At 60.1% G+C, this 23,107-nt stretch carries 22 protein-coding genes and 1 riboswitch; of the genes, 9 read left to right on the top strand and 13 right to left on the bottom strand.

Translation table 11 applies throughout. The features are described 5' to 3' along the window. Window positions 1-1,290 (bottom strand): alpha/beta hydrolase, encoded by a 1,290-nt coding sequence (locus RD1_RS05715; RefSeq protein ID WP_011567508.1) that lies wholly within the window; start codon window positions 1,288-1,290, stop codon window positions 1-3. Window positions 1,291-1,457: 167 nt separating this feature from the next. Beyond that, window positions 1,458-1,658, bottom strand: a complete 201-nt coding sequence (locus RD1_RS05710) for a hypothetical protein (protein ID WP_044032970.1) — start codon at window positions 1,656-1,658, stop codon at window positions 1,458-1,460. 225 nt (window positions 1,659-1,883) lie between these two features. Between RD1_RS05710 and ettA the strand changes: the two genes are divergently transcribed. Continuing rightward, entirely contained in the window at window positions 1,884-3,539 is a 1,656-nt protein-coding gene (gene ettA, locus RD1_RS05705) for an energy-dependent translational throttle protein EttA (protein ID WP_011567505.1), read from the top strand. Between the two features lie 517 nt (window positions 3,540-4,056). Here ettA and RD1_RS05700 read toward each other — a convergent pair. The 3 genes from RD1_RS05700 to RD1_RS05690 form a co-directional block, all read right to left on the bottom strand. Continuing rightward, window positions 4,057-4,335 (bottom strand): hypothetical protein, encoded by a 279-nt coding sequence (locus RD1_RS05700; protein ID WP_105880324.1) that lies wholly within the window; start codon window positions 4,333-4,335, stop codon window positions 4,057-4,059. Between the two features lie 638 nt (window positions 4,336-4,973). After that, window positions 4,974-5,444, bottom strand: coding sequence for a DUF2938 domain-containing protein (locus RD1_RS05695; protein ID WP_044033360.1), 471 nt, complete (start codon window positions 5,442-5,444; stop codon window positions 4,974-4,976). A gap of 97 nt (window positions 5,445-5,541) precedes the next feature. Then, a complete protein-coding gene (locus RD1_RS05690; RefSeq protein WP_011567503.1) occupies window positions 5,542-5,931 on the bottom strand; it encodes a BrnA antitoxin family protein in 390 nt (129 codons plus the stop codon). A 176-nt stretch (window positions 5,932-6,107) separates the two neighbouring features. On the opposite strand from RD1_RS05690, the gene RD1_RS05685 reads away from it, so the two are divergent. Further along, entirely contained in the window at window positions 6,108-6,635 is a 528-nt protein-coding gene (locus RD1_RS05685) for a lipocalin family protein (protein ID WP_011567502.1), read from the top strand. Window positions 6,636-7,097: 462 nt separating this feature from the next. Further along, complete coding sequence (locus RD1_RS05680; RefSeq protein WP_011567500.1) at window positions 7,098-7,304, top strand: cold-shock protein; 207 nt, start codon at window positions 7,098-7,100, stop codon at window positions 7,302-7,304. A 73-nt stretch (window positions 7,305-7,377) separates the two neighbouring features. Here RD1_RS05680 and RD1_RS05675 read toward each other — a convergent pair whose 3' ends face one another. After that, window positions 7,378-7,641 (bottom strand): hypothetical protein, encoded by a 264-nt coding sequence (locus RD1_RS05675; RefSeq protein ID WP_011567499.1) that lies wholly within the window; start codon window positions 7,639-7,641, stop codon window positions 7,378-7,380. Between the two features lie 409 nt (window positions 7,642-8,050). On the opposite strand from RD1_RS05675, the gene RD1_RS05670 reads away from it, so the two are divergent. Both RD1_RS05670 and RD1_RS05665 read left to right on the top strand, forming a co-directional pair. Beyond that, window positions 8,051-8,515, top strand: a complete 465-nt coding sequence (locus RD1_RS05670) for a hypothetical protein (RefSeq protein ID WP_105880323.1) — start codon at window positions 8,051-8,053, stop codon at window positions 8,513-8,515. A gap of 379 nt (window positions 8,516-8,894) precedes the next feature. Then, complete coding sequence (locus RD1_RS05665; protein ID WP_011567497.1) at window positions 8,895-9,101, top strand: cold-shock protein; 207 nt, start codon at window positions 8,895-8,897, stop codon at window positions 9,099-9,101. A 61-nt stretch (window positions 9,102-9,162) separates the two neighbouring features. Here the strand turns inward: RD1_RS05665 and RD1_RS05660 are convergent, their stop codons facing one another. Then, on the bottom strand, window positions 9,163-9,801 hold the full coding sequence (locus RD1_RS05660) for an arylesterase (protein ID WP_011567496.1): 639 nt from the start codon (window positions 9,799-9,801) through the stop codon (window positions 9,163-9,165). 51 nt (window positions 9,802-9,852) lie between these two features. On the opposite strand from RD1_RS05660, the gene RD1_RS05655 reads away from it, so the two are divergent. Both RD1_RS05655 and RD1_RS05650 read left to right on the top strand, forming a co-directional pair. After that, window positions 9,853-10,542: an ABC transporter ATP-binding protein gene (locus RD1_RS05655; RefSeq protein WP_011567495.1), complete on the top strand. Its 690-nt coding sequence runs from the start codon at window positions 9,853-9,855 to the stop codon at window positions 10,540-10,542. Beyond that, window positions 10,539-13,055, top strand: a complete 2,517-nt coding sequence (locus tag RD1_RS05650) for an ABC transporter permease (protein WP_011567494.1) — start codon at window positions 10,539-10,541, stop codon at window positions 13,053-13,055. The genes RD1_RS05655 and RD1_RS05650 overlap by 4 nt, the downstream gene beginning before the upstream one ends. Before the next feature lie 46 nt (window positions 13,056-13,101). Here RD1_RS05650 and gcvP read toward each other — a convergent pair whose 3' ends face one another. From gcvP to gcvT, 3 genes are read right to left on the bottom strand one after another with little or no spacing between them, the layout of a single operon-like run. Then, window positions 13,102-15,951, bottom strand: a complete 2,850-nt coding sequence (gene gcvP / locus RD1_RS05645) for an aminomethyl-transferring glycine dehydrogenase (protein WP_011567493.1) — start codon at window positions 15,949-15,951, stop codon at window positions 13,102-13,104. A gap of 51 nt (window positions 15,952-16,002) precedes the next feature. Next, window positions 16,003-16,362, bottom strand: coding sequence for a glycine cleavage system protein GcvH (gcvH, locus tag RD1_RS05640; protein WP_011567492.1), 360 nt, complete (start codon window positions 16,360-16,362; stop codon window positions 16,003-16,005). Between the two features lie 17 nt (window positions 16,363-16,379). Next, on the bottom strand, window positions 16,380-17,504 hold the full coding sequence (gene gcvT / locus RD1_RS05635) for a glycine cleavage system aminomethyltransferase GcvT (RefSeq protein ID WP_011567491.1): 1,125 nt from the start codon (window positions 17,502-17,504) through the stop codon (window positions 16,380-16,382). Between the two features lie 154 nt (window positions 17,505-17,658). Beyond that, a riboswitch (glycine riboswitch) is annotated at window positions 17,659-17,747 on the bottom strand. A gap of 96 nt (window positions 17,748-17,843) precedes the next feature. Between gcvT and RD1_RS05630 the strand changes: the two genes are divergently transcribed. Further along, entirely contained in the window at window positions 17,844-18,434 is a 591-nt protein-coding gene (locus tag RD1_RS05630; RefSeq protein WP_011567490.1) for a gamma-glutamylcyclotransferase family protein, read from the top strand. Here the strand turns inward: RD1_RS05630 and RD1_RS05625 are convergent. Next, window positions 18,381-19,787 carry an MATE family efflux transporter gene (locus RD1_RS05625; protein WP_044032968.1) on the bottom strand — a complete coding sequence of 469 codons (1,407 nt, stop codon included), beginning with the start codon at window positions 19,785-19,787 and terminating at the stop codon, window positions 18,381-18,383. The genes RD1_RS05630 and RD1_RS05625 overlap by 54 nt on opposite strands. 18 nt (window positions 19,788-19,805) lie before the next feature. Next, window positions 19,806-21,131 (bottom strand): glutamate--tRNA ligase, encoded by a 1,326-nt coding sequence (gene gltX / locus RD1_RS05620; RefSeq protein WP_011567488.1) that lies wholly within the window; start codon window positions 21,129-21,131, stop codon window positions 19,806-19,808. A gap of 176 nt (window positions 21,132-21,307) precedes the next feature. Between gltX and RD1_RS05615 the strand changes: the two genes are divergently transcribed. Continuing rightward, window positions 21,308-22,237, top strand: a complete 930-nt coding sequence (locus RD1_RS05615) for an MBL fold metallo-hydrolase (protein ID WP_011567486.1) — start codon at window positions 21,308-21,310, stop codon at window positions 22,235-22,237. A 19-nt stretch (window positions 22,238-22,256) separates the two neighbouring features. Here RD1_RS05615 and RD1_RS05610 read toward each other — a convergent pair whose 3' ends face one another. Continuing rightward, window positions 22,257-23,066 carry an alpha/beta hydrolase family esterase gene (locus RD1_RS05610; protein WP_011567485.1) on the bottom strand — a complete coding sequence of 270 codons (810 nt, stop codon included), beginning with the start codon at window positions 23,064-23,066 and terminating at the stop codon, window positions 22,257-22,259. Window positions 23,067-23,107: the final 41 nt, after the last annotated feature.

Raw genomic sequence — 23,107 nt, 5'->3', positions numbered from 1 at the left:
CTAACGATCCGACCCTTCCACGCGCAAATCCGGCAACCGCTCCAGCGGATAGTTCGGATGCAACTGCCAGAACCCGTCCTCGCCCAACTCAAGCGGACGCAGCGTTCCACCGGGAAAGGCGCGCGTGCGCAGCGCCAGCACAATATCGGACAGCACCGCCGGGTTATCGCGGAAATAGGAATGCCCCCCGCCCCGCACATTTTCCACCCGGATCACATGCACCAGTTCGGATTTACGCAACCGCGCAAGTTCCCCCGGTGGCAGGGATTCAGACGTCGCCGCCCCCAATCGCTGCTCATTGGTCAGGATCGACGACAGCCGCAGCGCCCCATCGCGCGGGTTGATGTATATGTTGATCTGCTCGAACGCCTCCGAAAACCGTTCCGCCTGCAGGCGCTGGCGCACCACGCCCGTGTCCAGATCGGCCGCCGCCAGAATCAATGTTCCCGTTTTCATCGCCAGTTTCGGCGGCTTGCCCGCCCCACGATAGAAAATCACCTGCTCGCGCAGCGCCTTGGTCATGACATCCGTCCCGCGGGAATGGGCCACGATGTCGATGTCTTCCAACTCCGGGATGTCAGCCAAGAGCCGCAACATCTCCTTGGCGTGGAACACACTGAAATCGCCCGCTTCCCGGTCGCGAAAATACCCCAGCACACCGCCATTTCCCGCAGGCCAGCTGAACACGATCGGGATCGACTTGCGCCCGGCAAAATGCCACAGGTTCGCCAGCGTGGTCACGCTCTTGTCAAAGCCCGACCCGACGCCATGGGCATAGAGCAGCACACGTTTGTTCCCGGTGCGCAGGATCTCGGCGCGAATGGCGGCCTGAAATGCGCGCCCTTCCTGTCTGTAGATATCCTCCTCGTCGGGGTCGAAAATCAGCGCCCCATCCGTGCGCAGTGTGCTGAGCGGCACCGGGTTGAACTGCACATCTTCCGCCACGCCAGACACATCCAGCCGCGAAATCCGCCCGCCCCGATCAACATAGGTGCGCGTGACCAGATCGTCCCAATTGCTGGCCCCGAACTGCACCTGTGCTGTGCCAAAAGCCATGCCTTCCGAACGCATCGACCCGTAGATCTCCGCGCCTGCGCCCTCCCTCTCGCTCAAACGATCCGTCAGATAAAAGATACGCGGCGTGGTGGTGCGCAATACGGGTGGCACGTCTTCTGCCGGGAAATTCTGCCCCGTTGAATAGAGGTTCGGCGGCGGCGCAAGACTGATGCTTTGAGGCACACATCCTGTGAGGACCAGAGCCGATGCAATCAGCGCGTGTTTGATCTGCATGCTGTCCGCCCCGCAATATGCCTTGCCATTATCGCTACCATGCGGGGGTGATAAGTCAAATCACACTGCAGTCCGCGCGGTTATCTGCGCATTCCGGCACGGGCCACGCCCCGCCTCCGCACGGCCGGCCGCTGCGCACATCCGCAAAATTGACACCGTTGAGGTCCTCAACCCTCCCGCTTACCTGCGGCGTCTTGCAACCCACGTTGATAGCCCTGCCACAGGGGCGGCCCCACGAACCGCACAAGGCCCATCACAACCGTCAGGAACAATTGCACCAGAAACACCGTCGCGCGGTTCTGGCTGGCCCGCGCCCGCGCGCGTAGCCCGAAGATCACCGCCCCGAGGGCAGGTCCTTTGCCTGCCACTCCGCCTGCGACAGCCGCTCACTGCGCAACCAGCCCTGCACGTAGCCCGGCAGCTTGCTATCCGTTTTCCCCACCTGCGAACTGGCCCTTGCTGTAATATCTGATCCAAATAATCATGCCGGAGGTGCTTCTGCACCCCGCAACCGTCAATACCGGCGATTGCACCCGGACCGGCGGCGCGGTAATCGGGGGGCAAATCAGTTATCCAGCGACAGGAGCATCCCCATGGCCGCCTATCAATACGTCTATCACATGTCCGGCGTTTCCAAGACCTACCCCGGGGGCAAGAAATGCTTTGAGAACATCCACCTGAACTTCCTGCCCGGCGTGAAGATCGGCGTCGTGGGCGTGAACGGCGCGGGTAAATCCACCCTGATGAAAATCATGGCCGGTCTGGACACAGAATTCTCCGGCGAGGCCTGGCATGCCGAGGGGGCGACCGTCGGTTATCTGCCGCAGGAACCCAAACTGGACGAGACGCTCAGCGTGCGCGAAAACGTCATGCTCGCCGTGGCGGACAAAAAGGCGATCCTTGATCGCTACAACGAACTGGCGATGAACTACTCCGATGAGACCGCGGACGAGATGGCCGCCCTGCAGGACCAGATCGACGCCGACAACCTCTGGGACCTCGACAGCCAGATCGACGTCAGCATGGAAGCGCTGCGCTGCCCGCCCGATGATGCCGACGTCACCACGCTCTCGGGCGGTGAGGCCCGCCGTGTCGCCTTGTGCAAGCTGCTGCTCGAAGCGCCCGATATGCTGCTGCTGGACGAACCGACCAACCACCTCGATGCGGAAACCATCGCATGGCTGCAACAGCACCTCATCGACTACAAGGGCACCATCCTGATCGTCACCCACGACCGCTATTTCCTCGATGACATCACCGGCTGGATTCTGGAACTCGACCGCGGCAAGGGCATCCCTTACGAGGGCAATTACTCCGACTGGCTCGAACAGAAAGCCAAACGCCTCGCCCAGGAAGCACGCGAGGACAAATCCCGCCAGAAAACGCTTGAGCGCGAACTCGAATGGATGCGCCAGGGCGCCAAGGCCCGCCAGGCCAAATCCAAGGCCCGCATCAACGCCTATAACGAGATGGCCGAACAGTCAGAGCGCGAAAAACTCTCCCGCGCACAGATCGTCATTCCCAACGGCCAGCGCCTTGGCTCCAAGGTGATCGAAGTGCAGGGCCTGCAAAAAGCCATGGGTGACAAACTGCTGGTCGAAGGGCTGGATTTCTCCCTGCCCCCCGGCGGCATCGTCGGCGTGATCGGCCCCAACGGCGCGGGTAAATCCACGCTGTTCAAGATGCTCACGGGACAATTGGAACCGGACGCAGGCACCATCGAATACGGCGACACGGTCGATCTGTCCTACGTGGATCAAAGCCGCGATGATCTGGCCGAAAACGACACCGTCTGGGAAGCCATCAGCAGCGGCGCGGAACTGATCCAGCTGGGCGATGCCGAGGTGAACTCCCGCGCCTATTGCTCATCGTTCAACTTCAAGGGCGGCGATCAGCAGAAAAAGGTCGGACTGCTCTCGGGGGGGGAACGCAACCGCGTGCACATGGCGCGCCTGCTGAAATCAGGCGGCAACGTGCTGCTGCTGGATGAACCGACCAACGACCTCGACGTCGAAACCCTGCGCGCACTCGAAGACGCGCTTGTCGATTTCGCCGGCTGCGCCGTGGTCATCTCCCACGACCGGTTCTTCCTCGACAGGATCTGCACGCATATTCTGGCATTTGAAGGCGAAGCCCACGTGGAATGGTTCGAAGGCGGCTTTACCGATTACGAAGAGGACAAGAAGCGCCGCTTGGGCGCAGACGCCCTGGAGCCGAAGCGGTTGAAGCATAAGAAGTTTGTGAGGTAGTGAGGCGCTAGTCTAACTTATTTTTGCCAGTTCCCTAGCGTGTTTCGCACCAGGACTTGTGATAAGCACCCAAGCTACAAAGGCTTTCTTGTCTGTGGTTGGCACAGCCTTCAATGTCGCAATGCTTTTTTCTGCCAAAGCAATGTATACCAACGCTTCGGCCTTGTTTGGCCGGTACATTGGATCGTAGTCTGCGCGATGGCGAGCCTCTTGAAGTTGAATGAATGCGTCCGCGAAATCGTGAACCTCTTGCGGAAAGCTGACTTGGCCAGCTTTCTTACAAGCGTCTTTACAGGCGCCGTGTCCTAGCCCTCGGTATACTTCAACCCAAGCTTTGTTAGGTCGTCGCGATTTTGTCGCTCCTACTAGGCTGTCCGCCGCCGTTTTTGCAAGCGCGTGAAAAACAGCATAGTAACACGTACTAATGCACCGCCTTAGATTTGCCTGATTGGGACGTCTAGCAGATACTGGCGCTAACCGTCGTGCCGTGCTCAAAAAGTTTTGAGCAAGACGGCCGTCAGGCATTTGCTCCAGATGCAATCTCGGGCGTTATTACAGGAAAAAAGTCTTTCCAGTCGCTACCCAATGCAGTGCGCACTTTGCTTGTCAGGCCGAAATATCCTTCGGCGATAGACTTCGGCTCGGTGGTTGTTGTGATAGAGACCACAATACGAACCTCACGGCGGTCTGAATCAACATCAAACGATGTAACTTCAATGTTTTCTACGTTTTCAAGAGCAAATTTTTCCGAGATTGCCTCCAGCAATCTCTCGCGGATTTCAGCGTCGAGTTCCATATTTTCTCCCATCTAAAACAAGATATGGCACCTTATCGGATCGAATACCAGAAATACCGCCGCCGATTGAGGCCTTCTAAAAGTTAAGTTTATATTAACACACAGTGTTATGTCCCATCTTTTTTCTTAGAGAATATTGACGGCAAAGCGAACTCATGTTCGTTTATGAATAGATGCCCGTCATCACCTCAAGTCTCGCACCCTTCAAATGGATGAAGTCGCGCGAGGCGACTTCGGAGAGTTAGGCTTAACCTAACAAATCCTAAAAGAGGTGTCGAAATGACGACCTGTAAATGGCCGAAACCGGTAAGCGTAAGCTCTTATATCCGGTTTCGGTTTGGCCGTTGGGAGCATGTCTGCTCTCATTGCCGGTCATATCCGTCCTAAAAAGCGTTACAGCGCTAAGTAAGACCCATTGACGAAGATGGCGGGCATCTCCAGTTTCGTTGAATCAGCGTTATCACATATTTGCAATTAAAAAATTCGATACGTAATGGTTATGCAGTCGCAAATCGTATCAGGATTTACTATTTTACTCTGTAAATCCCCGATATCGTCGAAAACTATACTAAATCGAAACCGCAGACGCGCGCACGTCGTGAAAGCTTAGCTGCGACAACACCACCGCATCCCAAATCTCACACCATCGCCCCGACCCACAGGCCCAGACCAAAAACCGTATGCGCCGCCAGTCCCAGCGCGCGGGCGCGCCATGGGGTGGGTGTGCGCGATGCTGCCAGCCCGGCACCCATGGCCGGTTGCATCAGGAACCAGCCAAAGCCGATCATCACAATCGAAAACACCCACGCAGGCCCAAGCGTCGGCGCCGCCAGCCAGCCCGGCCCCATCAGCAGCGCCAGCGCCACGCCATAGATCACCCCCACCGCATAGTGAAACGCCCAGCCGATCTGCGCCTCGCGCGGCACGGGGGGCACAGCGCCAATGTCATCGTGGAACACGCGGCCCTGCGCGACCTGCACAACCCAGCGCCCCGCGCGGCCCCAGTTGGACATCGGCAGACCCACCAGCCGGTTCAGCAACAGCCCCCAAAGGTCCATGGCAGCGGTTGCCACCAGCCCCATCACGATACCCTCCGTCAGTATAGTCATCCCCACGCCTCGCAAACGCATCCAGAGGCGTTCTTTCAGGTTGCACCGGATTTGACCAGCCCCGCCGCCCACCAAACAGGCGCGCATCCGGATACGCTCAGAAATCCTCCCGCACACCGGGGCCCCATCCGGGCCTGACGCCGCTTTCCTGCTCCGCCGCGATGAGCCGGGCGCGCCGGTTGCCCAGCGCCGTCTCCTCCTCCATCAGCCCCGCCATCTTCATCGCCAGCCACGTGTTCAGAATGCGGTTGATCCGCGCCTGATAGCCCTGCCCCATGGCGCGGAACATCTTGGCCACGGATTGATCAAGGTACAGCGTCGTCTTCACCTTCGGCTCGTGGCAGTCGATGTCCGCTTCGATCATGTGCCATGCGTCCGGCACCTCTTCGCGCAGCGCACGCAGCGGCAGCGTGTCTTCATCCGCGCGCCACAGGTGATACATCAAACGGCGGCGGGCGATGTGTTCGGTCTTGGTCAGGCGGGGCATGGCGGTCTCCTTTGCCCGCAAGCCTGCCAAAACAGCATTAGCAAAGCCTGAGCGGTGCGCGCGCCCCGCACCGACGTGATACCGACGCCGTGCCGACCCTGTGCCGATGGCACTTTTGCCTGTCGCAAAAGGCGCCTCTGCGCTAGGGTTTCCGCACTCAACCGGACGGAGATTTCATGCCCTACAGACTTGCCCTATGCGCCCTTCTTCTGTTGACCGCCTGCGGCACACAATATCGCGACACCAGCGTGCCAATCGTCGCGCAGGCCGATTTTGACACGGCGCAGTATCTTGGCAAATGGTATGAAATCGCGCGCTATCCCGTGTCCTTTCAGGAAGGCTGCACCGCGACCACAGCCACCTATCAAACCCTTGATGCCAATAGGATTTCCGTGGTGAACCAATGTCGCCAGGGCGATCCGTCCGGACCGCTCGATCAGATCAAGGGCAATGCACGCATCGAGGCGCCGGGCCAGCTTTCCGTGCAGTTCAACCGCATCCCGTTCCTGCGCGCGCCCTATTGGGTGTTGTGGGTCGATCAGGACTACCAGACGGCGGTCGTCGGTGTGCCCAACGGCCGCGCCGGCTGGATTCTCGCCCGCAGCCCGGACATAACGCCCGGGACACGCGCCAAAGCAGATGAGATCCTGAGCCAGAATGGCTATGACCCCGCCGCACTTATCGACACGGTTCATGCGCCGTAAGAGCCCCGCGTCATGTTCCAGATCATTATGAAAACAAGGGGCTTGGCGGTCGCGCTGACGCAGAAAAAACGGGCCGATACAAGATCGACCCGTTGAGTTGAAAAGACATCGCGGAGGAAGAAAGCCGCGTGCCCGCCGAATGAACACATTGACCACTACGCCACCCTGACGCAGCCCAGTGGAAACATGGTTCCTCATCAATTAAGCACGGGGGGTCAAAGACGTCTGTGAACAACATCACACTGCCCCCTGCGCCGGGCGACAGGCAAGCAGGCGCGCAACGCTGGGTTTCATGCGTACGGCGCTCGGTTGCAATTTTGATGAAATTCTGCTATCGTTAGCGCGCACAAAACGTCTTCTTCGACCTGCTCTCCATGAAACGGCGCTCAGACTTCGATACAGATATACTGCGCCAGGTTATCGCACAAACGCGGATAGCATTCTTTAGAGGAGACACGGGATATGGCCACAGGCACCGTGAAATGGTTTAATACAACAAAAGGCTTCGGCTTTATCGCACCCGATGGCGGATCAAAGGACGTTTTCGTCCATATTTCTGCGGTCGAACGTGCAGGACTGACCGGCCTGGCTGATAATCAAAAGGTAACTTTTGACATTGAAGACGGTCGCGACGGGCGTCAGTCCGCAACGAACCTTGCTCTGGCCTGACCGCCACAACTTTGACAAAAAAGTCGGCAATCACATGCCGACTTTGCATTTTGTACGTGCTGGGTAAGCCGAGTTACAGCAGAACCCGCCAGACCAACAGGCTCGGCGCGAGCAGTGCAAATCCGATGCAGAACAATTTGGCGAAATGGCTCACTTTGCCGAAGGTGCCACCGCCCATCGCGCCTTCACCGTAACCGACCACAGCGGCCATGACAGCATAGCCGCGCGCAACTCTGCGGGTTTCATCCTGCTGCAGCTGCTTCAGCGCTGCCTCATTCACCAGTCGCTGGCGCTCATGCTCGTTCAAGTGATTCTCAAGGTTTTCCATGTTGGTCATGTTACCGTAGACGCTCCCGACTTAAAGTTTAGCAAGTAAGATGGGGTCAGAAGAGTTAAAGTCCAGACCGCAAACCGATATTTTAATATATGCGCACAAAGCACCGCGCGATGTATTCCATTTCAGCAGCACTCTTTAAAGCCATAACATAAAAAATTATTTAATACCATATGGTTAAATAAAACCTTTCGATACATGCACGCCCCTCAACCTCAGGTAATTTTGAACGCAGACATCAGTTTCCTGCTTCGTCAAAGCGTCATTTGGGCCCTTTGGACAATCCGATGTTAGCACTTTGTTAACCACGCAAGCGCACCACAAAACCGAATTAACCGCTTGTTCATATTTACATAGCCTTAATGTTCACCGGGTGGCGGGCGCCGAAATGGACTTTGTATCGGAGCCTACAATGACAGCAGTTTCACTTATCAATCCCTATGCGCCGCAGCCAGCAGCCGGCGTAAACATGGATGGCAACACATTTTCAGGGCAGGCAACACTGCCAGTGTCCACAACATCAAACAGTGCGGACGCGGGTCTTGCATCCGATCAGTCGGGGCAAGGTGCCGGGAACGGCACAGGCACCGGTGGCGCGCATCTCACCAGCCTTTTGGAGCGCGCGCGCGGTGAGGTGCAGGTACAGTATCCATCGCCAAAATCCGTGGTAGAGGCACAATCAGAAAGCGATCCGGCCACGGCCTTTCTGGCACAAAAGGCCGAACAGATGGCGCAGGCAGCCGCCTTGGACGCAACGCGCGCCGAAGAACAGGCCCGCGCAGCCAAAGAAGAGTTGGCCGAGCAAGCCAAACCGGAATACAAAATGCCTAACCCCCTGCCGACCGCCCCGATCCTGATGGAGGAGGAAGCAGAATGAACGTCCTGCACCCGGCCCAAATGCCGTCCGTCGTATTCGGACCGGACCCACAGTAGCGCCCTGTTTCAGTGCCCATACGCCGCTGCCCCGATTCTCGGCCCGGAGCGTGAAAACGCATCCGGACCCATCGGCGCATTAACAGACATGAACCAATAAAATGCCGCTCCGGCGGTTACTTGCCCATAAACAAAAACATCCGGCGACGACAAAAGAAATAACTTGAAATCGTGCGAGAAAAGGCCAAGATTTTACCCGTGACGCGAGAATTAAACGACCACTGCTGCTTTCGGCCCGCCTGAAACGACACTGTTTATCAATTGATTTAAGCCGAACCGCGCTGCCGCATCCTGCGGGCAGGTTTTCTTTAGGAGACACGGATATGGCTTCAGGCACCGTGAAATGGTTCAACACCACAAAAGGCTACGGCTTCATCGCGCCAGACTCTGGCGGCAAGGACATTTTTGTCCATATTTCCGCGGTTGAGCGGGCAGGTCTGACCGGGCTGGCCGACAACCAGAAAGTCACGTTTGAAATCGAAACAAGCCGCGATGGCCGCGAAAGCGCCAGCGATCTTGCAATTGCGTAAAACAGGCTTTTAGCGGGTCATTCGGGCGCTTTCCGGCGCCCGTTTTCTTTTGTAGCGGGGCCTATCGCGATCCGGCTTGTGCCACCAGTTCCGCCACATCCGGCCCGAGCGCCTCAACGATGCGCATGACACCCTGTGCATTGGGGTGAATACCATCCGGTTGCATGAATGCCCGCACGCTCGCTGGATCGCCCCCGACGACGGACAAACCTTCAAAAAAATCTGCCGCGTATAAAACACCGAATTCTGACGCAAGCTCAGGATAAATCGCATCGAATTCCGCCTTGAAATCGGGGCCGAAGTTACCCGGTGCCTGCATGCCCACCAGCAACACCTCCACGCTCTGCGCCGCTGCCGCCTCCAGAATTCCCGTGATGTTGCGGCGGCTTTCGGCCGGGTCAATCCCGCGCAAAAGATCGTTGCCGCCAAGGGCCACGATCATCGCATCCACCTTTGGTGTAAGGGTCCAGGCCACCCGCGACAGCCCGCCAGCCGTTGTGTCGCCCGAGACACCTGCGTTGATCACCCGCGCCGCGATGCCTTCCCTGTCCAGCCAGGCCTGCAGTTGCGGCACGAAGCCCTCCTCCTGCACCAGCCCATAGCCCTGCGTCAGGCTATCGCCGAGGGCCGCGATCACAACGCCATCCGCAGCGCCCCACGTTGGAAAACAAACGACAAAACATCCGATTAACTTGCGCATTCTGATCCAAGCTCCATATGCCAGAGGGAAGCCAACAACCTGTGGTATCTCATGCCTGACCCCATCTACACCCTCACAGATGCAGCATTGTCACTGGATGGCAATGCAGGGCCTGTGGAAATTCTGCGTTCGATCAGTTTTGAGGTTCACAAGGGCGAAAGCCTTGGGCTGATCGGGCCATCCGGGTCCGGGAAGTCTTCGCTCTTGATGCTGATGGGCGGGCTGGAACGGCCCACCGGGGGGCGCGTCACAGCCTTGGGTCATGATCTGGGCGATATGAGCGAAGACGCGCTGGCCCGTTTCCGGCGCGCGCATATGGGCGTGGTGTTTCAGTCCTTTCACCTGATCCCGACAATGACGGCACTGGAAAACGTGGCAACGCCGCTGGAACTGGCCGCCGATCCTGATGCCTATGACAAGGCGCGCGCGGAGCTCGATGTGGTGGGCCTCGCCCATCGGGCTGACCACTACCCCGCGCAGATGTCGGGCGGCGAACAGCAACGCGTAGCACTTGCACGCGCCGCCGCACCGCGCCCCGCCATCCTGCTGGCGGATGAACCCACAGGCAACCTCGACGGCGCAAATGGGGCGGCCATCATCGACCTGTTGTTCGGGTTGCGCGACCGGCACGGGGCGACGCTTATCCTTGTGACCCACAGCACCACGCTGGCGAACCGTTGTGATCGGATCATCCGCCTGTCCGACGGGCAGATTGACCCGATGGAACAGGCCGCTCAATGAGCCTCGCGGTCGCAGCGCGGTTTGCCCGGCGTGAATTGCGCGGTGGCTTGCGGGGGTTTCGCATCTTTCTGGCTTGCCTCGCACTAGGCGTGGCCGCGATTGCCGCCATCGGCACCGTGCGCGTCAGCATCGAGGCTGGTCTGGCCCGCGAAGGAGCAGCACTGCTCGGCGGGGATGCAGAGCTTGATTTCACCTACCGCTTTGCATCAGAGGACGAACGCGCATGGATGCAGGACGCCGCCCGCGCTGTCTCTGAAATCGCGGATTTCCGCTCCATGGCGGTCGTCGGCGACAGCCGTGCGCTGACGCAGATCAAGGCGGTCGACAGCGCCTACCCCCTGATCGGGACCGTGGGGCTCGAGCCGCAAATTCCGATTGATGTTGCCTTGGGCAGCCACGGAGGTTTGCCCGGCGCGGTGATGGAACGTGTCCTGATGGACCGTCTCGGCCTGTCCGTCGGGGATCGCTTTGCGCTAGGCACGCAGGAATTTCACCTCTCCGCCGTGCTGACCCGCGAACCGGATGGGGCTGCGGGTGGTTTTGCCCTCGGGCCACGCACCATCGTGTTGACCACGAGCCTTGAGAACTCGTCCCTGCTGGCCCCCGGCACCCTCTTTTCCACCAAATACCGTCTGGCGGTAGACCCCGGCACGGACCTTGAGCAACTCAAAAACGAGGCCGCCCTCACCTTTGCCGAAACCGGCGTGCGCTGGACCGATGCCCGCAACGGCGCGCCGGGCATCTCGGAATTCGTGGATCGCCTTGGCGCATTCCTCGTGCTGATCGGGCTGTCGGGCCTTGCGGTCGGGGGCGTGGGCGTGTCGTCGGCCGTGCAGGCCTATCTATCACAAAAGACCAGCGTGATCGCCACCTTGCGCACCCTTGGCGCAGAACGCAAAACGATCTTCCTGACGTACTTCCTGCAGATCGGTGCGCTTTCGGTCCTTGGTGTTGTGCTCGGCCTCCTCCTTGGGGCGCTGATCCCTGTGGCGCTCGCCCCGCTGATTGCAGCGCAATTGCCCATCCCCGCCGCATTCGCCATCTACCCCGCCCCTTTACTTGAAGCGGCGGTTTACGGGCTGCTGACCGCATTCATATTCACCCTGTGGCCCCTCGCCCGCACCGAGGACGTCCGCGCCGCCACCCTGTTTCGCGACGCGCTCAGCACCGGTCAGAAACTGCCGGCCCCCCGCTATATCGCGATCACGTTGCTGGCGCTCGCGGTTCTGTTGGGCGTGGCCGGGTGGTTCTCGGGCACATGGTGGCTGACGCTGCTGACCGCCGGGGGTATCGCGGGCGCGTTGGTTTTGCTGACCGGGGCCGCGTTCCTGATCCGGGTTCTGTCAAAACGGGGCAAGGCGCTGTCACGGGGCAAACCAAGGCTCCGCTGGGCGCTGTCGGCCATTTCCGGCCCCAAGGAAGGGGCCACATCGGTCGTCCTGTCGCTGGGCCTTGGGCTGTCGGTGCTTGCTGCCGTCGGGCAGATTGACGGCAACCTGCGCAATGCCATCACGGGCAACCTGCCCGACGTCGCGCCAAGCTATTTCTTTGTCGACATCCAGAAAGACCAGATCGACGGATACACCGACAGACTGGAAAGCGACCCCGCTGTCAGCCGCATTCAATCCGCCCCGATGCTGCGTGGGATCATCACCCGGATCAACGGGGCCCCCGCCGCAGAAACAGCCGGGGATCATTGGGTCTTGCAGGGCGATCGTGGTGTGACCTATTCCGCTGCCATGCCCGAAAACACGCGGCTGACAGCGGGGGAATGGTGGGCCGATGACTATAGCGGGCCACCCCTGATCAGCTTTGCCGCCGAAGAGGCCGAAGAGATGGGGCTGCGCCTTGGCGACACGATGACCATCAATATCCTGGGGCGTGACATCACAGGCACGCTTGCCAGTTTCCGGGAGGTTGATTTTTCCACCGCCGGCATCGGTTTCATCCTCGCCATGAACCCCGGTGCCTTGGCGGGCGCACCGCATAGTTTCATCTCGACCGTCTATGCCGAAGAAACGGCGGAGGCTGAAATCCTGCGTGACCTTGCCTCGCGCTATCCCAACATCACGGCCATCCGTGTGCGCGATGCCATTGACCGGGTGGCAGACGCGCTTGGCGGCTTGGCGACGGCCACCTCCTACGGTGCCGCTGCAACGCTGCTGACCGGGTTTCTGGTGCTGATCGGCGCTGCTGCCGCCGGGACCCGCGCGCGGGTCTATGAAGCCGCCGTTCTCAAAACGCTGGGGGCCTCGCGCCGCTCCATTCTGGCAAGTTTTGCGGTCCGCTCCGCACTGCTGGGCGGGGGTGCAGGGCTCGTGGCTCTGACGGCCGGCATTTTGGGCGGCTGGGTGGTCAGCGTCTATATCCTCGACACATCCTTTATCGTGATCTGGCCCTCTGCGATTGGCATCGTGCTCGGCGGTATTCTTGCCACCACGCTGGCGGGGCTGGCCTTCGCCTGGACCCCGCTCAATGCCAAACCCTCGCGCGTGCTGCGCACGCTGGAATGACATAGCGGCAGCCCCCACCCCGCACCCTTGTCACAGCAACCAGACGCTACTCCGCTGCTTCGGCATAGTCTTCCATGGGCGGGCAGGTGCAAACCAGATGCCGATCACCAAACACATTGTCGACCCGGTTGACCGGCGGCCAGTATTTGTCCACGCGGAATGCGCCTGGCGGGAAACACCCCTGATCGCGGCTGTAGGGGCGATCCCAATCGCTGACGAGGTCATCGACAGTGTGGGGCGCGTTTTTCAGCGGGTTGTTCGCAGCGTCCATGCGGCCCTCTTCGATGTCAGCGATTTCGGCGCGGATCGCGAGCATTGCGTCACAGAACCGGTCCAGTTCGGCCTTGGTTTCGCTCTCGGTTGGCTCAACCATCAGTGTCCCCGCCACGGGCCAGCTCATCGTTGGCGCATGGAACCCGCAGTCGATCAGACGTTTTGCAATGTCTTCGACGCTCACACCCGCGGATTTTTCAAAGGGGCGCACATCAATCACACATTCATGCGCCACCCGTCCCGTCGGCCCGCGATAAAGCACGTCGAACGCGCCCTCAAGCCGTTTGGCGATGTAATTCGCGTTCAGGATCGCGACCCGCGTCGCTTGCGTCAGACCATCCCCGCCCATCATCAGGCAATAGGCCCAACTGATCGGCAACAACGAAGGCGACCCGAATGGCGCTGCCGAAACAGCCCCTTCCCCCCCGCCGGTCATCTCATGCCCCGGCAAGAAAGGCGCAAGATGGGATTTGACGCCAATCGGCCCCATGCCCGGCCCACCGCCGCCATGCGGGATGCAAAAGGTCTTGTGCAGGTTCAAATGGCTCACATCCCCGCCCAGATCGCCCGGACGGCTCAGCCCCACCATCGCGTTCATATTCGCCCCGTCGATATAGACCTGACCGCCATGCTGATGGGTGATCCGTGTAACCTCGGTCACGGTCTCTTCGAACACCCCATGGGTGGAGGGATAGGTGATCATGCAGCCCGCAAGGTTGGCGGCATGTTGCTCGGCCTTGGCGGCAAAATCTGCCATGTCGATATCGCCATTGTCCGCCGATTTGATCGGCACGACAGTCCAGCCCACCATCTGGGCCGATGCAGGGTTGGTGCCATGCGCGCTCATCGGGATCAGGCAGATGTTGCGATGCGCTTCCCCATTCGCGCGGTGATAGCCCGCAATACTCAGCAGTCCGGCGTATTCCCCCTGCGCGCCGGAATTCGGCTGCATCGAAATCTGGTCATAGCCGGTGATCTGGCACAGCTTGGCGCTCAGATCGTCAATCATCTCTGTATAGCCTTTGGCCTGATCCACCGGCGCAAAGGGATGCAGCAGCGAAAAATCGCGCCAGCTGACCGGCATCATTTCTGCCGCCGAATTCAGTTTCATCGTACAGGAGCCCAGCGGGATCATCGCCCGGTCAAGCGCCAGATCCCGGTCGGACAGGCGACGCATGTAGCGCATCATCTCGGTCTCGGCCCGGTTCATGTGAAAGATCGGATGCGTCAGATAATCGGACGTGCGCAGCATTTCTTCTGGAAAGCGGTAGTCGGGCCGAAAATCATTATCGGCCCGCGTGATGCCGAAGGCGCGCCAGACCGCCTCAAGCGTATCCGGGCGGCAACGTTCGTTGAGGCTGATGCCCACGCGGGTTTCCCCCACGCGCCGCAGGTTGATCCCTTCATCCACCGCCGATTTCATCACCGCTGCCTGCAACGGCCCCACGTCCACCGTGATCGTGTCGAAAAACGCTTGCGGATCGACTGTGAACCCGGCCTCTTCCAGCCCTTTTGCAAGGCGCACGGCTTTTCGGTGGATGCGCTGCGCGATGGCGCGCAGGCCTTCGGGTCCGTGGAACACCGCATACATGGACGCCATGACCGCCAGCAGCGCCTGTGCCGTGCAGACATTGGACGTTGCCTTTTCGCGCCGAATGTGTTGCTCGCGCGTTTGCAGCGACAACCGGTAGGCCCGGTGCCCGTGACTGTCGACAGACACGCCCACGATGCGCCCTGGCATGGCGCGTTTATAGGCATCCCGGCAGGCCATATAGGCCGCGTGCGGCCCGCCATAGCCCTCTGGCACACCAAACCGCTGGGTCGAGCCGACGGCGATATCCGCGCCCATTGCGCCGGGTTCTTTCAACAGCGTCAGCGCCAGTGGGTCAGCCGATACGATGCCGATCGCCTTATGGGCATGCAACGCCGCCATATGGTCGGTGAAATCATTCACATGACCATAGGTGCCGGGATACTGAAAGATCGCGCCAAAGACGGCTTCGGCGTCCATCTTGTCAGGATTGCCGACGATAATCTCAATGCCCAAGGGGGCGGCGCGGGTTTGCATCACGGCGATGTTCTGCGGGTGGCAATCCCGGTCCACGAAGAACGCCTTGGATTTGGATTTCGACACCCGCTGCGCCATGGTCATCGCCTCGGCACAGGCGGTGGCCTCATCCAACAGGGATGCGTTGGCAACCTCAAGCCCGGTCAGATCGGAAACCATGGTCTGGAAGTTCAAAAGCGCTTCGAGGCGGCCTTGCGAAATCTCGGGCTGATAGGGGGTATAGGCCGTATACCACGCCGGGTTTTCAAGGATATTGCGCTGGATCGCGGGCGGTGTGACCGTGCCGTAATACCCCTGCCCGATCAGCGACGTCAACACCTGGTTCTTTGACGCGACCCGGCGCAGATGCTCCAGCACCTCACGTTCCGACATCGCCTTGCCAAAAGCCAATGGCTCTTTCTGGCGGATCGCGGCGGGCAGCGTATCATCCATCAGCGCATCAAGGTTTGCAGCACCCGTCACCTCCAGCATCTGCGTCATTTCCGCAGGGGATGGGCCAATATGGCGCCGGTTGGCAAAATCATAGGGCAGATAGTCTATCGGCTTGAAACTCATCGGATCATTCTCTCTGTGCTGGCGGGGGTCAGGCGCATCGGACGCAGCGGGTCAGGCGATAAACGCCTGATAGCCGGCTTCATCCATGAAATCGTCCATCTGGGATGGATCGCTGGGTTTCATCTTGAAAAACCAGGCTTCTCCCTGCGGGTCCTCGTTGACCGCGCCCGGATTGTCGGCAAGTGCCGTGTTCACCTCGGTAATCTCGCCATCAATGGGGGCCAGAATATCACTGGCCGCCTTGACACTTTCGATCACCACGACCTCATCATCCTTGCTGACGGTTGTGCCCTCTTCGGGCAGTTCCAGAAACACGACATCGCCCAACTGTTCGGCGGCATGTGTCGTGATGCCCACGATGATTTCGTCACCGTCCGGGCGCAACCATTCGTGCTCTTCTGTGAATTTCATGGCCTGTCTCCTGTTTTCTAACGTTTAAATCCTGCGGGAACGAACGGCAGGTCAACGACCTTCAGCCCCATGCGCTTGCTGCGCACCTCACCCCAGAGCGCGGTGCCGGTGGTGGCAAAATCGGTATCGACATATCCCATCGCAACCGGACCCTGCACCGAGGGGCCAAAACCGCCCGAGGTGACCGAGCCGATCTGCGCGCCCCCTTCGGCGCTGGCAAACAGCGCCACGCCCTGACGCATGGGCGCGCGCCCTTCGGGGCGCAATCCGACGCGTTTTGTCGCCGGGCCTTGGGCTATTTCATCAAAGATCGCCTTGCTGCCGGGAAAGCCGCCAGCGCGTGCGCCACCGGGACGGCGCACTTTCTGAATGGCCCAGGACAGACCGGCACCAACCGGACCTGTCGCCGCATCTATATCATTTCCGTAAAGGCACAGACCCGCTTCAAGCCGCAGGGAATCCCGCGCGCCAAGTCCGATGGGCGCAACCTCTGCGTCCTCAACAAGCCGCTGCGCCAGCGCCACGGCTTCGTCCGCGTGAACGGAGATTTCAAAACCGTCCTCGCCCGTGTACCCGGACCGGGAGGCCCAGACCGTATGCCCGCAGAGCGATAACTCGCATGTGTCCATGAAACGCATCGCAGCTGCGCGCGCATCCAGAGACGCGATCACACTGCCCGCCGCAGGTCCCTGCAGGGCCAGCAAGGCCCGGTCGCTCAACTCGGTAAGGGTGATGTCATCGGGCAAACCCGCGCGCATCAGGGCCAGATCCGCGTCCTTGCACCCGGCATTGATCACCACAAACAGGGCATCGCCGCGTCGGGAAAACATCAGATCATCCTCGATACCGCCTGCGTCATTGGTGAAAAACCCATAGCGTTGCCGCCCATCCGCAAGGCCCAGCACATCCACGGGCACCAAAGCCTCAAAGGCAAGCGCAACCGCGTCCCATGAGGGACCAGACAGGAGCACCTGCCCCATATGGCTGACATCGAAAAGCCCGGCACGGCCGCGCGTGTGCAGATGCTCTTTCATGACCCCCATCGGGTATTGAACGGGCATCTCGTAGCCTGCAAAGGGCACCATCTTCGCGCCAAGCTCTGCATGCAGATCAAAAAGTGGCGTCCGTTTCAGACGTGTCATCCGGCCTCCAATTCGTCGCCGGTGCTGCAATCAGACAAACAACGGCATCCCCCGCGCAGCCCTGTGACCTGCGCCTGAATGCCCCCTCTGTCTTTTCGCCTGAGATCGTTATCCCTTCGGCGGATGCGTCTCGCGCATCTCTCTCCAGAGTTCTGACACCACGACGGTCCTTTGGCCTGAGAGTTTCCGGGGCGGTTGCTCCTTCGGCACCGGCACTTTCGCCGGTTCTCCCGTGGTGGATGATGTCACGCTATGCCGCCCCATGCGTGTTGGTCAAGTCCCCTTGTGAAGCACAAACACCCATGATTGACTGTGCGGCGTGAAACCAAAGAGGCACAGATGAACGACCCCTACTTCTTTGGCTATGGCAGCCTTGTGAATACCAAAAGCCACGACTATCCGAACCCGCAGCCCGCGACACTGCGCGGGTGGCGCAGGGCATGGGTTGCCACGCCCCGCTACGGTGTTGTTCTGCTGACTGGCGTGCCGGCACCGGGGCATCGTATCGACGGGCTGATTGCACATGTGCCCGGCGCCGATTGGGCAGCCCTTGATGCACGCGAGGGCGGGTATGCCCGCCTGCCGGCCTCAGAGCACGTGGATCACGCGCTGCCACACCAGCCCGAGATCGCCGTTTATGCCGTGGCCCCGGAAGATATGACCGATAACAACAGCCACCGCATCCTGCTCAGCTATCTTGATGTCGTGGTTCAGGGGTTCCACGAGGTCTACGGCGACTCCGGTGTGCGGCATTTCTTTGACACAACGGACAATTGGCACACGCCCATCCTCAACGACCGCGCCGATCCTATCTATCCGCGCCACCAAAAGCTAACGCGGGCACAGACCGCGCTGGTCGATGACAACCTCGATCGTTTATCGGCGCAGATACAAGAGCGACATGAGGCGACCCTGCCGCCCAAATTCTGAGGGTTTCGCCTCTGCCGCGGCGATTTCCTGCGGCGCGCGGGCAATCACGCGCCGCGCCAGCCACCAAGCCAGCAGACCAAAAATCACACCAGCCACGGCCTGCCCGACCAGAACCCCCTGCGCTCCGAAAAAGCTGGACCCCAGCAGCACAAGAGGGATCATGCCCACAGTGTTGCGCCCCCAGTTGAGGAAGGTCGAAAAAAAAGGATGGCCCAGGTTGTTGAACGTCGCATTGGCCACGAACAACACTCCGTTGAAAAAGAACAACAGCGACAGCGGGCCACAGAACAAAAAGACAAGGTCCCGCGTAATCCCGCGCGCCAGAAAGAGATCGGCAATCGGGTTGCGCAAGGCGAAAAGCACGCATGAAACGACAACGCTGACAAGTGCCGTAAAGAGCAAGGCAGATGTCAGACCTGCTTGCACACGCTCGAAATTGCGCGCGCCGTAGTTCTGCCCGAGGATCGGCCCGACAGCCCCGGACAGGGCAAAGATCAAGCCAAAGGCCAGCGGACTGAGCCGTCCGACAATCGCCATTCCGGCAACGGCGGCTTCGCCAAACTCGGCCATGGCGCGGGTCACGATGGCCTGTCCGACCGGGGTGGCAAGCTGCGTCAGAACGGCGGGGAAGGCAATCGCGGCAATCGGGGGCAAATCCCGCAGCAGACCATGCGGATGGGGCCGCCCGACACCACCGTAATGCCGCACAATCTGCATGATCGCCGTGACCGCAATGACTATGCGCGCAGCGACTGACGCCAGAGCGGCACCGGTAAGTTCCAGATTGAGGCCAAAGATCAGAATGGGATCGAGCACGGCATTGACCAACCCGCCATAAATCGTCGCCATCATCGCCCGGCGAGCATCCCCATGCGCGCGCAAAATCGCACCCCCCATCATGCCGATCATCAGAAACGGCAGGCTGGGCACGACAATCCGCAAATACTGCACCGCAAGCTCGGCCGTGCGCCCCGTTGCCCCCAACAAATCCACAATCGGGGCGAGGTTCATCCAGACCAGTGCTGCGAAAATGACGCCAAAAACCGCGCCATAGGTCAGCGCATGGGTCTTGCGCTCTGATGCGAGTTGCGCATCACCGGCACCAAGTGCGCGCGCCACCAGCGCCCCGGCGGCAATCGCCATGCCGATCCCGAAAGACGTGGTAAAAAACAGCACCGTCGCCGCATAGCCCACGGCGGCGGCCAGTTCCGCCTTGCCCAGCATCGCGATAAAAATCATGTCGATGAAATCGACCACGAAAATCGCCATCAACCCCACGGATGAGGTCAGTGACATCACTGAAACATGGCGAAACAGGTTCCCCGTCAGGAATTTCGCCTGCGCCTCAGCCATGAACCGGGCGCGCGCAGCTCATCGGCGGGCCTTGACGACCTGCAACAGCGGCATCAGCCCCGACATGTCCGGCCCGTGGCTCTGACCTGTCAGGGCCTTGCGCAGCGGCATGAACAATGCGCGCCCCTTGCGCCCGGTCTTTTCCTTGACGGCGGCGGTCCATGTGCCCCAGGTCGTCGCATCAAAGGGGCCGTCCGGCAAAAGCGCCAGCGCCTCGGCGACAAATTCGCGGTCTTCGTCGTCGATCTGCGGCTCCGCACCATCGCGCATCAGGGTCCACCACGGGCCAATATCCTTGAGCGTGGTGATATTCTCGCGCGTCACATCCCAGAATTGTGCCGCCATGTCATCGGGTACGCCCGCTGCGGACAGATCACCCGCCACATCGGCCAGAGGCAGACCCGCCAGATAGCGCGCGGTCAGCGGATAAAGATCATCGGCATCGAATTTCGTCGGTGCGGAGCCAAAGCGCGAGATGTCAAACCCCTCGATCAGGTCGGCCATGTCGGTTTGCAACTCGACCGGGTCGCTGGAACCAAGCCGCGCCATCAGGCTCAGCAAGGCTGCGGGCTGCACACCGTTTTCGCGCAGATCGCGCAGGGCCAGCGTGCCCAGACGTTTTGACAACGCCTCGCCCTGCGGGCCGGTCAGCAGCGAGTGATGCGCGAAGTCGGGAACCGTGCCGCCTAGCGCGTTGATGATCTGAATTTGTGTCGCGGTATTGGTTACATGATCCGAGCCGCGCACCACATTCGTCACACCCATCTCCGTGTCATCCACCACGGAGGCCAGCGTATAGAGGATCTGACCATCCCCGCGAATAAGCACCGGATCGGAGACGGAGGCCGCATCAATCGAAATGTCGCCCAGAATGCCATCGGCCCATTCAATGCGTTCCCGCTCAAGCTTGAACCGCCAAACACCCGCACCGCGTTCGGCGCGCAAGGCGTCCTTTTCAGCATCCGACAACTCCAGTGCAGCCCGGTCATAGACCGGCGGTTTGCCCATGTTCAGTTGTTTCTTGCGCTTGAGGTCCAGTTCGGTCGGTGTCTCGAAAGCCTCGTAAAACCGCCCCATGTCCCGCAGTTTGTCAGCGGCCTGCGCATAACGATCAAGGCGCAGCGACTGACGCTCGATGCGGTCCCAATGCAAGCCGAGCCATTCAAGGTCTTGCTTGATGCCATCGACATATTCCTCTTTGGACCTTTCGGGGTCTGTATCGTCAATGCGCAGGATGAACGTACCGCCCGCCTTGCGCGCGATCAGGTAGTTCATCAAAGCCGTGCGCAGGTTACCGATATGGATGTAGCCGGTGGGCGACGGGGCGAAACGGGTGGTGGTCATTTGCTGTCTCCTGTTGGCGCGGTGTTGTCACAGGGTCGTGTAATTGTCCAGCAGCGCAATCAAGCACCTTGGTCAACTTTCGCGCGAAATCGTGAAGGACCGCCAAGCCGAAAACCATGGCTCCCGCGACATTCTGCCCTATGTTGCCACGGGATAACAATCCTCGGAGAATCCTGATGTCCAACACACCCAAGATTTCGCGCCGCACGGCACTCGCCAGCGCGGCTGCCTTGCCGCTCGCTGCCGTCACAGCCCGAACAGGCTACGCCGCGCCCCCGATCACCGGCGCGCAGATGTCACCCTTCCAGCGGCTCAAGGTCGGCGGGTTTGACGTCACCACGCTCTTGGCTGGCACCGTGCCGCGCGATGATCCGCACAGTATTTTCGGCCTGAACGTAGACAAAGAGACCTTTGACAGCGTCTCTGCCGCTGCAAACCTGCCCACGGACAAGGCGCAGTTTTTCTTTACGCCGACGGTTGTAAATACCGGCAGCGAACTGGTCTTGTTTGACACCGGCCTCTCCGGCGTCGGCACCGTGGCAGCGCTGGAAGCGGCTGGCTACACCGCGGATCTGATCGACGTGGTTGTTTTGACCCACATGCACGGCGATCATATTGGCGGCATGACGCTTGAGGATGGCAGCCCAACCTTTGCCAATGCGCGCTATGTGACCGGGCGCATCGAATATGACGCCTGGGCCGCACAAGACAATGACCGCTTCAAATCCAAGGTTGTTCCCTTCGCCGAGAAGATGACCTTCCTCGAAGATGGTGGTACGGTTGCCTCAGGGCTGACAGCAATGGGCGCTTTCGGTCACACGCCCGGTCACATGAACTACATGATCGAAAGCGAGGGCACGCAGCTTTACCTCGGCGCGGATTTCGCCAACCACTACATCTGGTCCCTCGGGCATCCAGACTGGGAGGTGAAATTCGACATGGATAAACCCGCCGCCGCCGCGATGCGTCGCAAAATCCTGGACATGCTTGCCGCGGATAAGGTTGCATTTGTGGGCTATCACATGCCCTGGCCCGGCGTCGGGTATGTCGAAACCAGAGACAGCGGGTTCACCTATGTGCCGCACAGCTACCAGCTGATGCTCTGAGCCTAGTGCAGGGTGGCTGTTACAGCTGCCCTGCCTTTTGCAATTGCTCCCAACCATGGCGCAGATGCTCGGTGCGAAACGAATGCCCGCCCCTGAACAGGCAGAACGCCAGAAGTTCACCGGTCTCATTGCGCTGCTCCTTGCAGCTTAGCCCGCCATATTGCACGGCACTGGCGCTGCCGAAACCGCCAAACGCCTCGTACATATCAAGTGCTGCGGGCACTTCGCCCTGTTTGGTCGGGCCAATCGGGCGGCCCAGCAAGGGCACCGTCTTGTCCTGATCCCCGTGGATGTGGATGATGCTGGCCGCAGGAGCCGCACAGGTCGCCGGAGGTTTCAACCAATAGGTTCCCGCAATCGGCACGAACCCCGCGAACATGTCAGGCCGCGCGCAGGCGAGGTTCCACACCATCATGCCCCCGGCGCTGAACCCGGTGGCGACAATGCGGTCCCTATCAATGGCAAACCGGGTTGCCGCATCGCTCAGCACCGCGTCGAAATAGGCGAATTCGGCCGCGCCGTCTGTATCAAGATGACGCGGGGCATTCGGGATCACCCAGTCCTGATCGCCTGATTTGACCGCAATCAGCGCCGCCCCGAGGTCAGAGGCCAGTGCCCGCAGGGACCGGTTGCGCATGACACCCCGCGCAGAGCCACGATAGCCATGCGCAAAGACGATGGCTGGCACCGGCACGCTGGCGTCATAGCCTTGCGGCAATGCAATGCGGTAGTGCCGCTCACCAATCATACAATCGCTGTCAGGCCCACAGGCCGCCGCCGGAAAGGCAAAGAACGCCAGTGCGAACAAAAACAAACCGCGCAAGATCATAAAACCCATTCCTTGATGATGTGTCCTTCAAAACAGGTGGC

This window comes from Roseobacter denitrificans OCh 114 (assembly GCF_000014045.1).
GTDB lineage: Bacteria > Pseudomonadota > Alphaproteobacteria > Rhodobacterales > Rhodobacteraceae > Roseobacter > Roseobacter denitrificans.
Note: the sequence above shows the minus strand (reverse complement) of the source record. Positions and strands in the feature narration are given on the sequence as shown.

Bases quoted from the DNA above. Each gene is read 5' to 3' on its own strand.
- RD1_RS05610 (WP_011567485.1), bottom strand. From the start codon at position 23,066: ATGATCTTGCGCGGTTTGTTTTTGTTCGCACTGGCGTTCTTTGCCTTT.
- RD1_RS05695 (WP_044033360.1), bottom strand. From the start codon at position 5,444: ATGACTATACTGACGGAGGGTATCGTGATGGGGCTGGTGGCAACCGCT.
- gcvT (WP_011567491.1), bottom strand. From the start codon at position 17,504: ATGACACGTCTGAAACGGACGCCACTTTTTGATCTGCATGCAGAGCTT.
- RD1_RS05665 (WP_011567497.1), top strand. From the start codon at position 8,895: ATGGCTTCAGGCACCGTGAAATGGTTCAACACCACAAAAGGCTACGGC.
- RD1_RS05625 (WP_044032968.1), bottom strand. From the start codon at position 19,787: ATGGCTGAGGCGCAGGCGAAATTCCTGACGGGGAACCTGTTTCGCCAT.
- RD1_RS05655 (WP_011567495.1), top strand. From the start codon at position 9,853: ATGCCTGACCCCATCTACACCCTCACAGATGCAGCATTGTCACTGGAT.
- RD1_RS05630 (WP_011567490.1), top strand. From the start codon at position 17,844: ATGAACGACCCCTACTTCTTTGGCTATGGCAGCCTTGTGAATACCAAA.
- RD1_RS05700 (WP_105880324.1), bottom strand. From the start codon at position 4,335: ATGGAACTCGACGCTGAAATCCGCGAGAGATTGCTGGAGGCAATCTCG.
- gcvH (WP_011567492.1), bottom strand. From the start codon at position 16,362: ATGAAATTCACAGAAGAGCACGAATGGTTGCGCCCGGACGGTGACGAA.
- RD1_RS05715 (WP_011567508.1), bottom strand. From the start codon at position 1,290: ATGCAGATCAAACACGCGCTGATTGCATCGGCTCTGGTCCTCACAGGA.
- RD1_RS05680 (WP_011567500.1), top strand. From the start codon at position 7,098: ATGGCCACAGGCACCGTGAAATGGTTTAATACAACAAAAGGCTTCGGC.
- gcvP (WP_011567493.1), bottom strand. From the start codon at position 15,951: ATGAGTTTCAAGCCGATAGACTATCTGCCCTATGATTTTGCCAACCGG.
- RD1_RS05660 (WP_011567496.1), bottom strand. From the start codon at position 9,801: ATGCGCAAGTTAATCGGATGTTTTGTCGTTTGTTTTCCAACGTGGGGC.
- RD1_RS05675 (WP_011567499.1), bottom strand. From the start codon at position 7,641: ATGACCAACATGGAAAACCTTGAGAATCACTTGAACGAGCATGAGCGC.
- ettA (WP_011567505.1), top strand. From the start codon at position 1,884: ATGGCCGCCTATCAATACGTCTATCACATGTCCGGCGTTTCCAAGACC.
- RD1_RS05650 (WP_011567494.1), top strand. From the start codon at position 10,539: ATGAGCCTCGCGGTCGCAGCGCGGTTTGCCCGGCGTGAATTGCGCGGT.
- gltX (WP_011567488.1), bottom strand. From the start codon at position 21,131: ATGACCACCACCCGTTTCGCCCCGTCGCCCACCGGCTACATCCATATC.
- RD1_RS05615 (WP_011567486.1), top strand. From the start codon at position 21,308: ATGTCCAACACACCCAAGATTTCGCGCCGCACGGCACTCGCCAGCGCG.
- RD1_RS05685 (WP_011567502.1), top strand. From the start codon at position 6,108: ATGCCCTACAGACTTGCCCTATGCGCCCTTCTTCTGTTGACCGCCTGC.
- RD1_RS05670 (WP_105880323.1), top strand. From the start codon at position 8,051: ATGACAGCAGTTTCACTTATCAATCCCTATGCGCCGCAGCCAGCAGCC.
- RD1_RS05690 (WP_011567503.1), bottom strand. From the start codon at position 5,931: ATGCCCCGCCTGACCAAGACCGAACACATCGCCCGCCGCCGTTTGATG.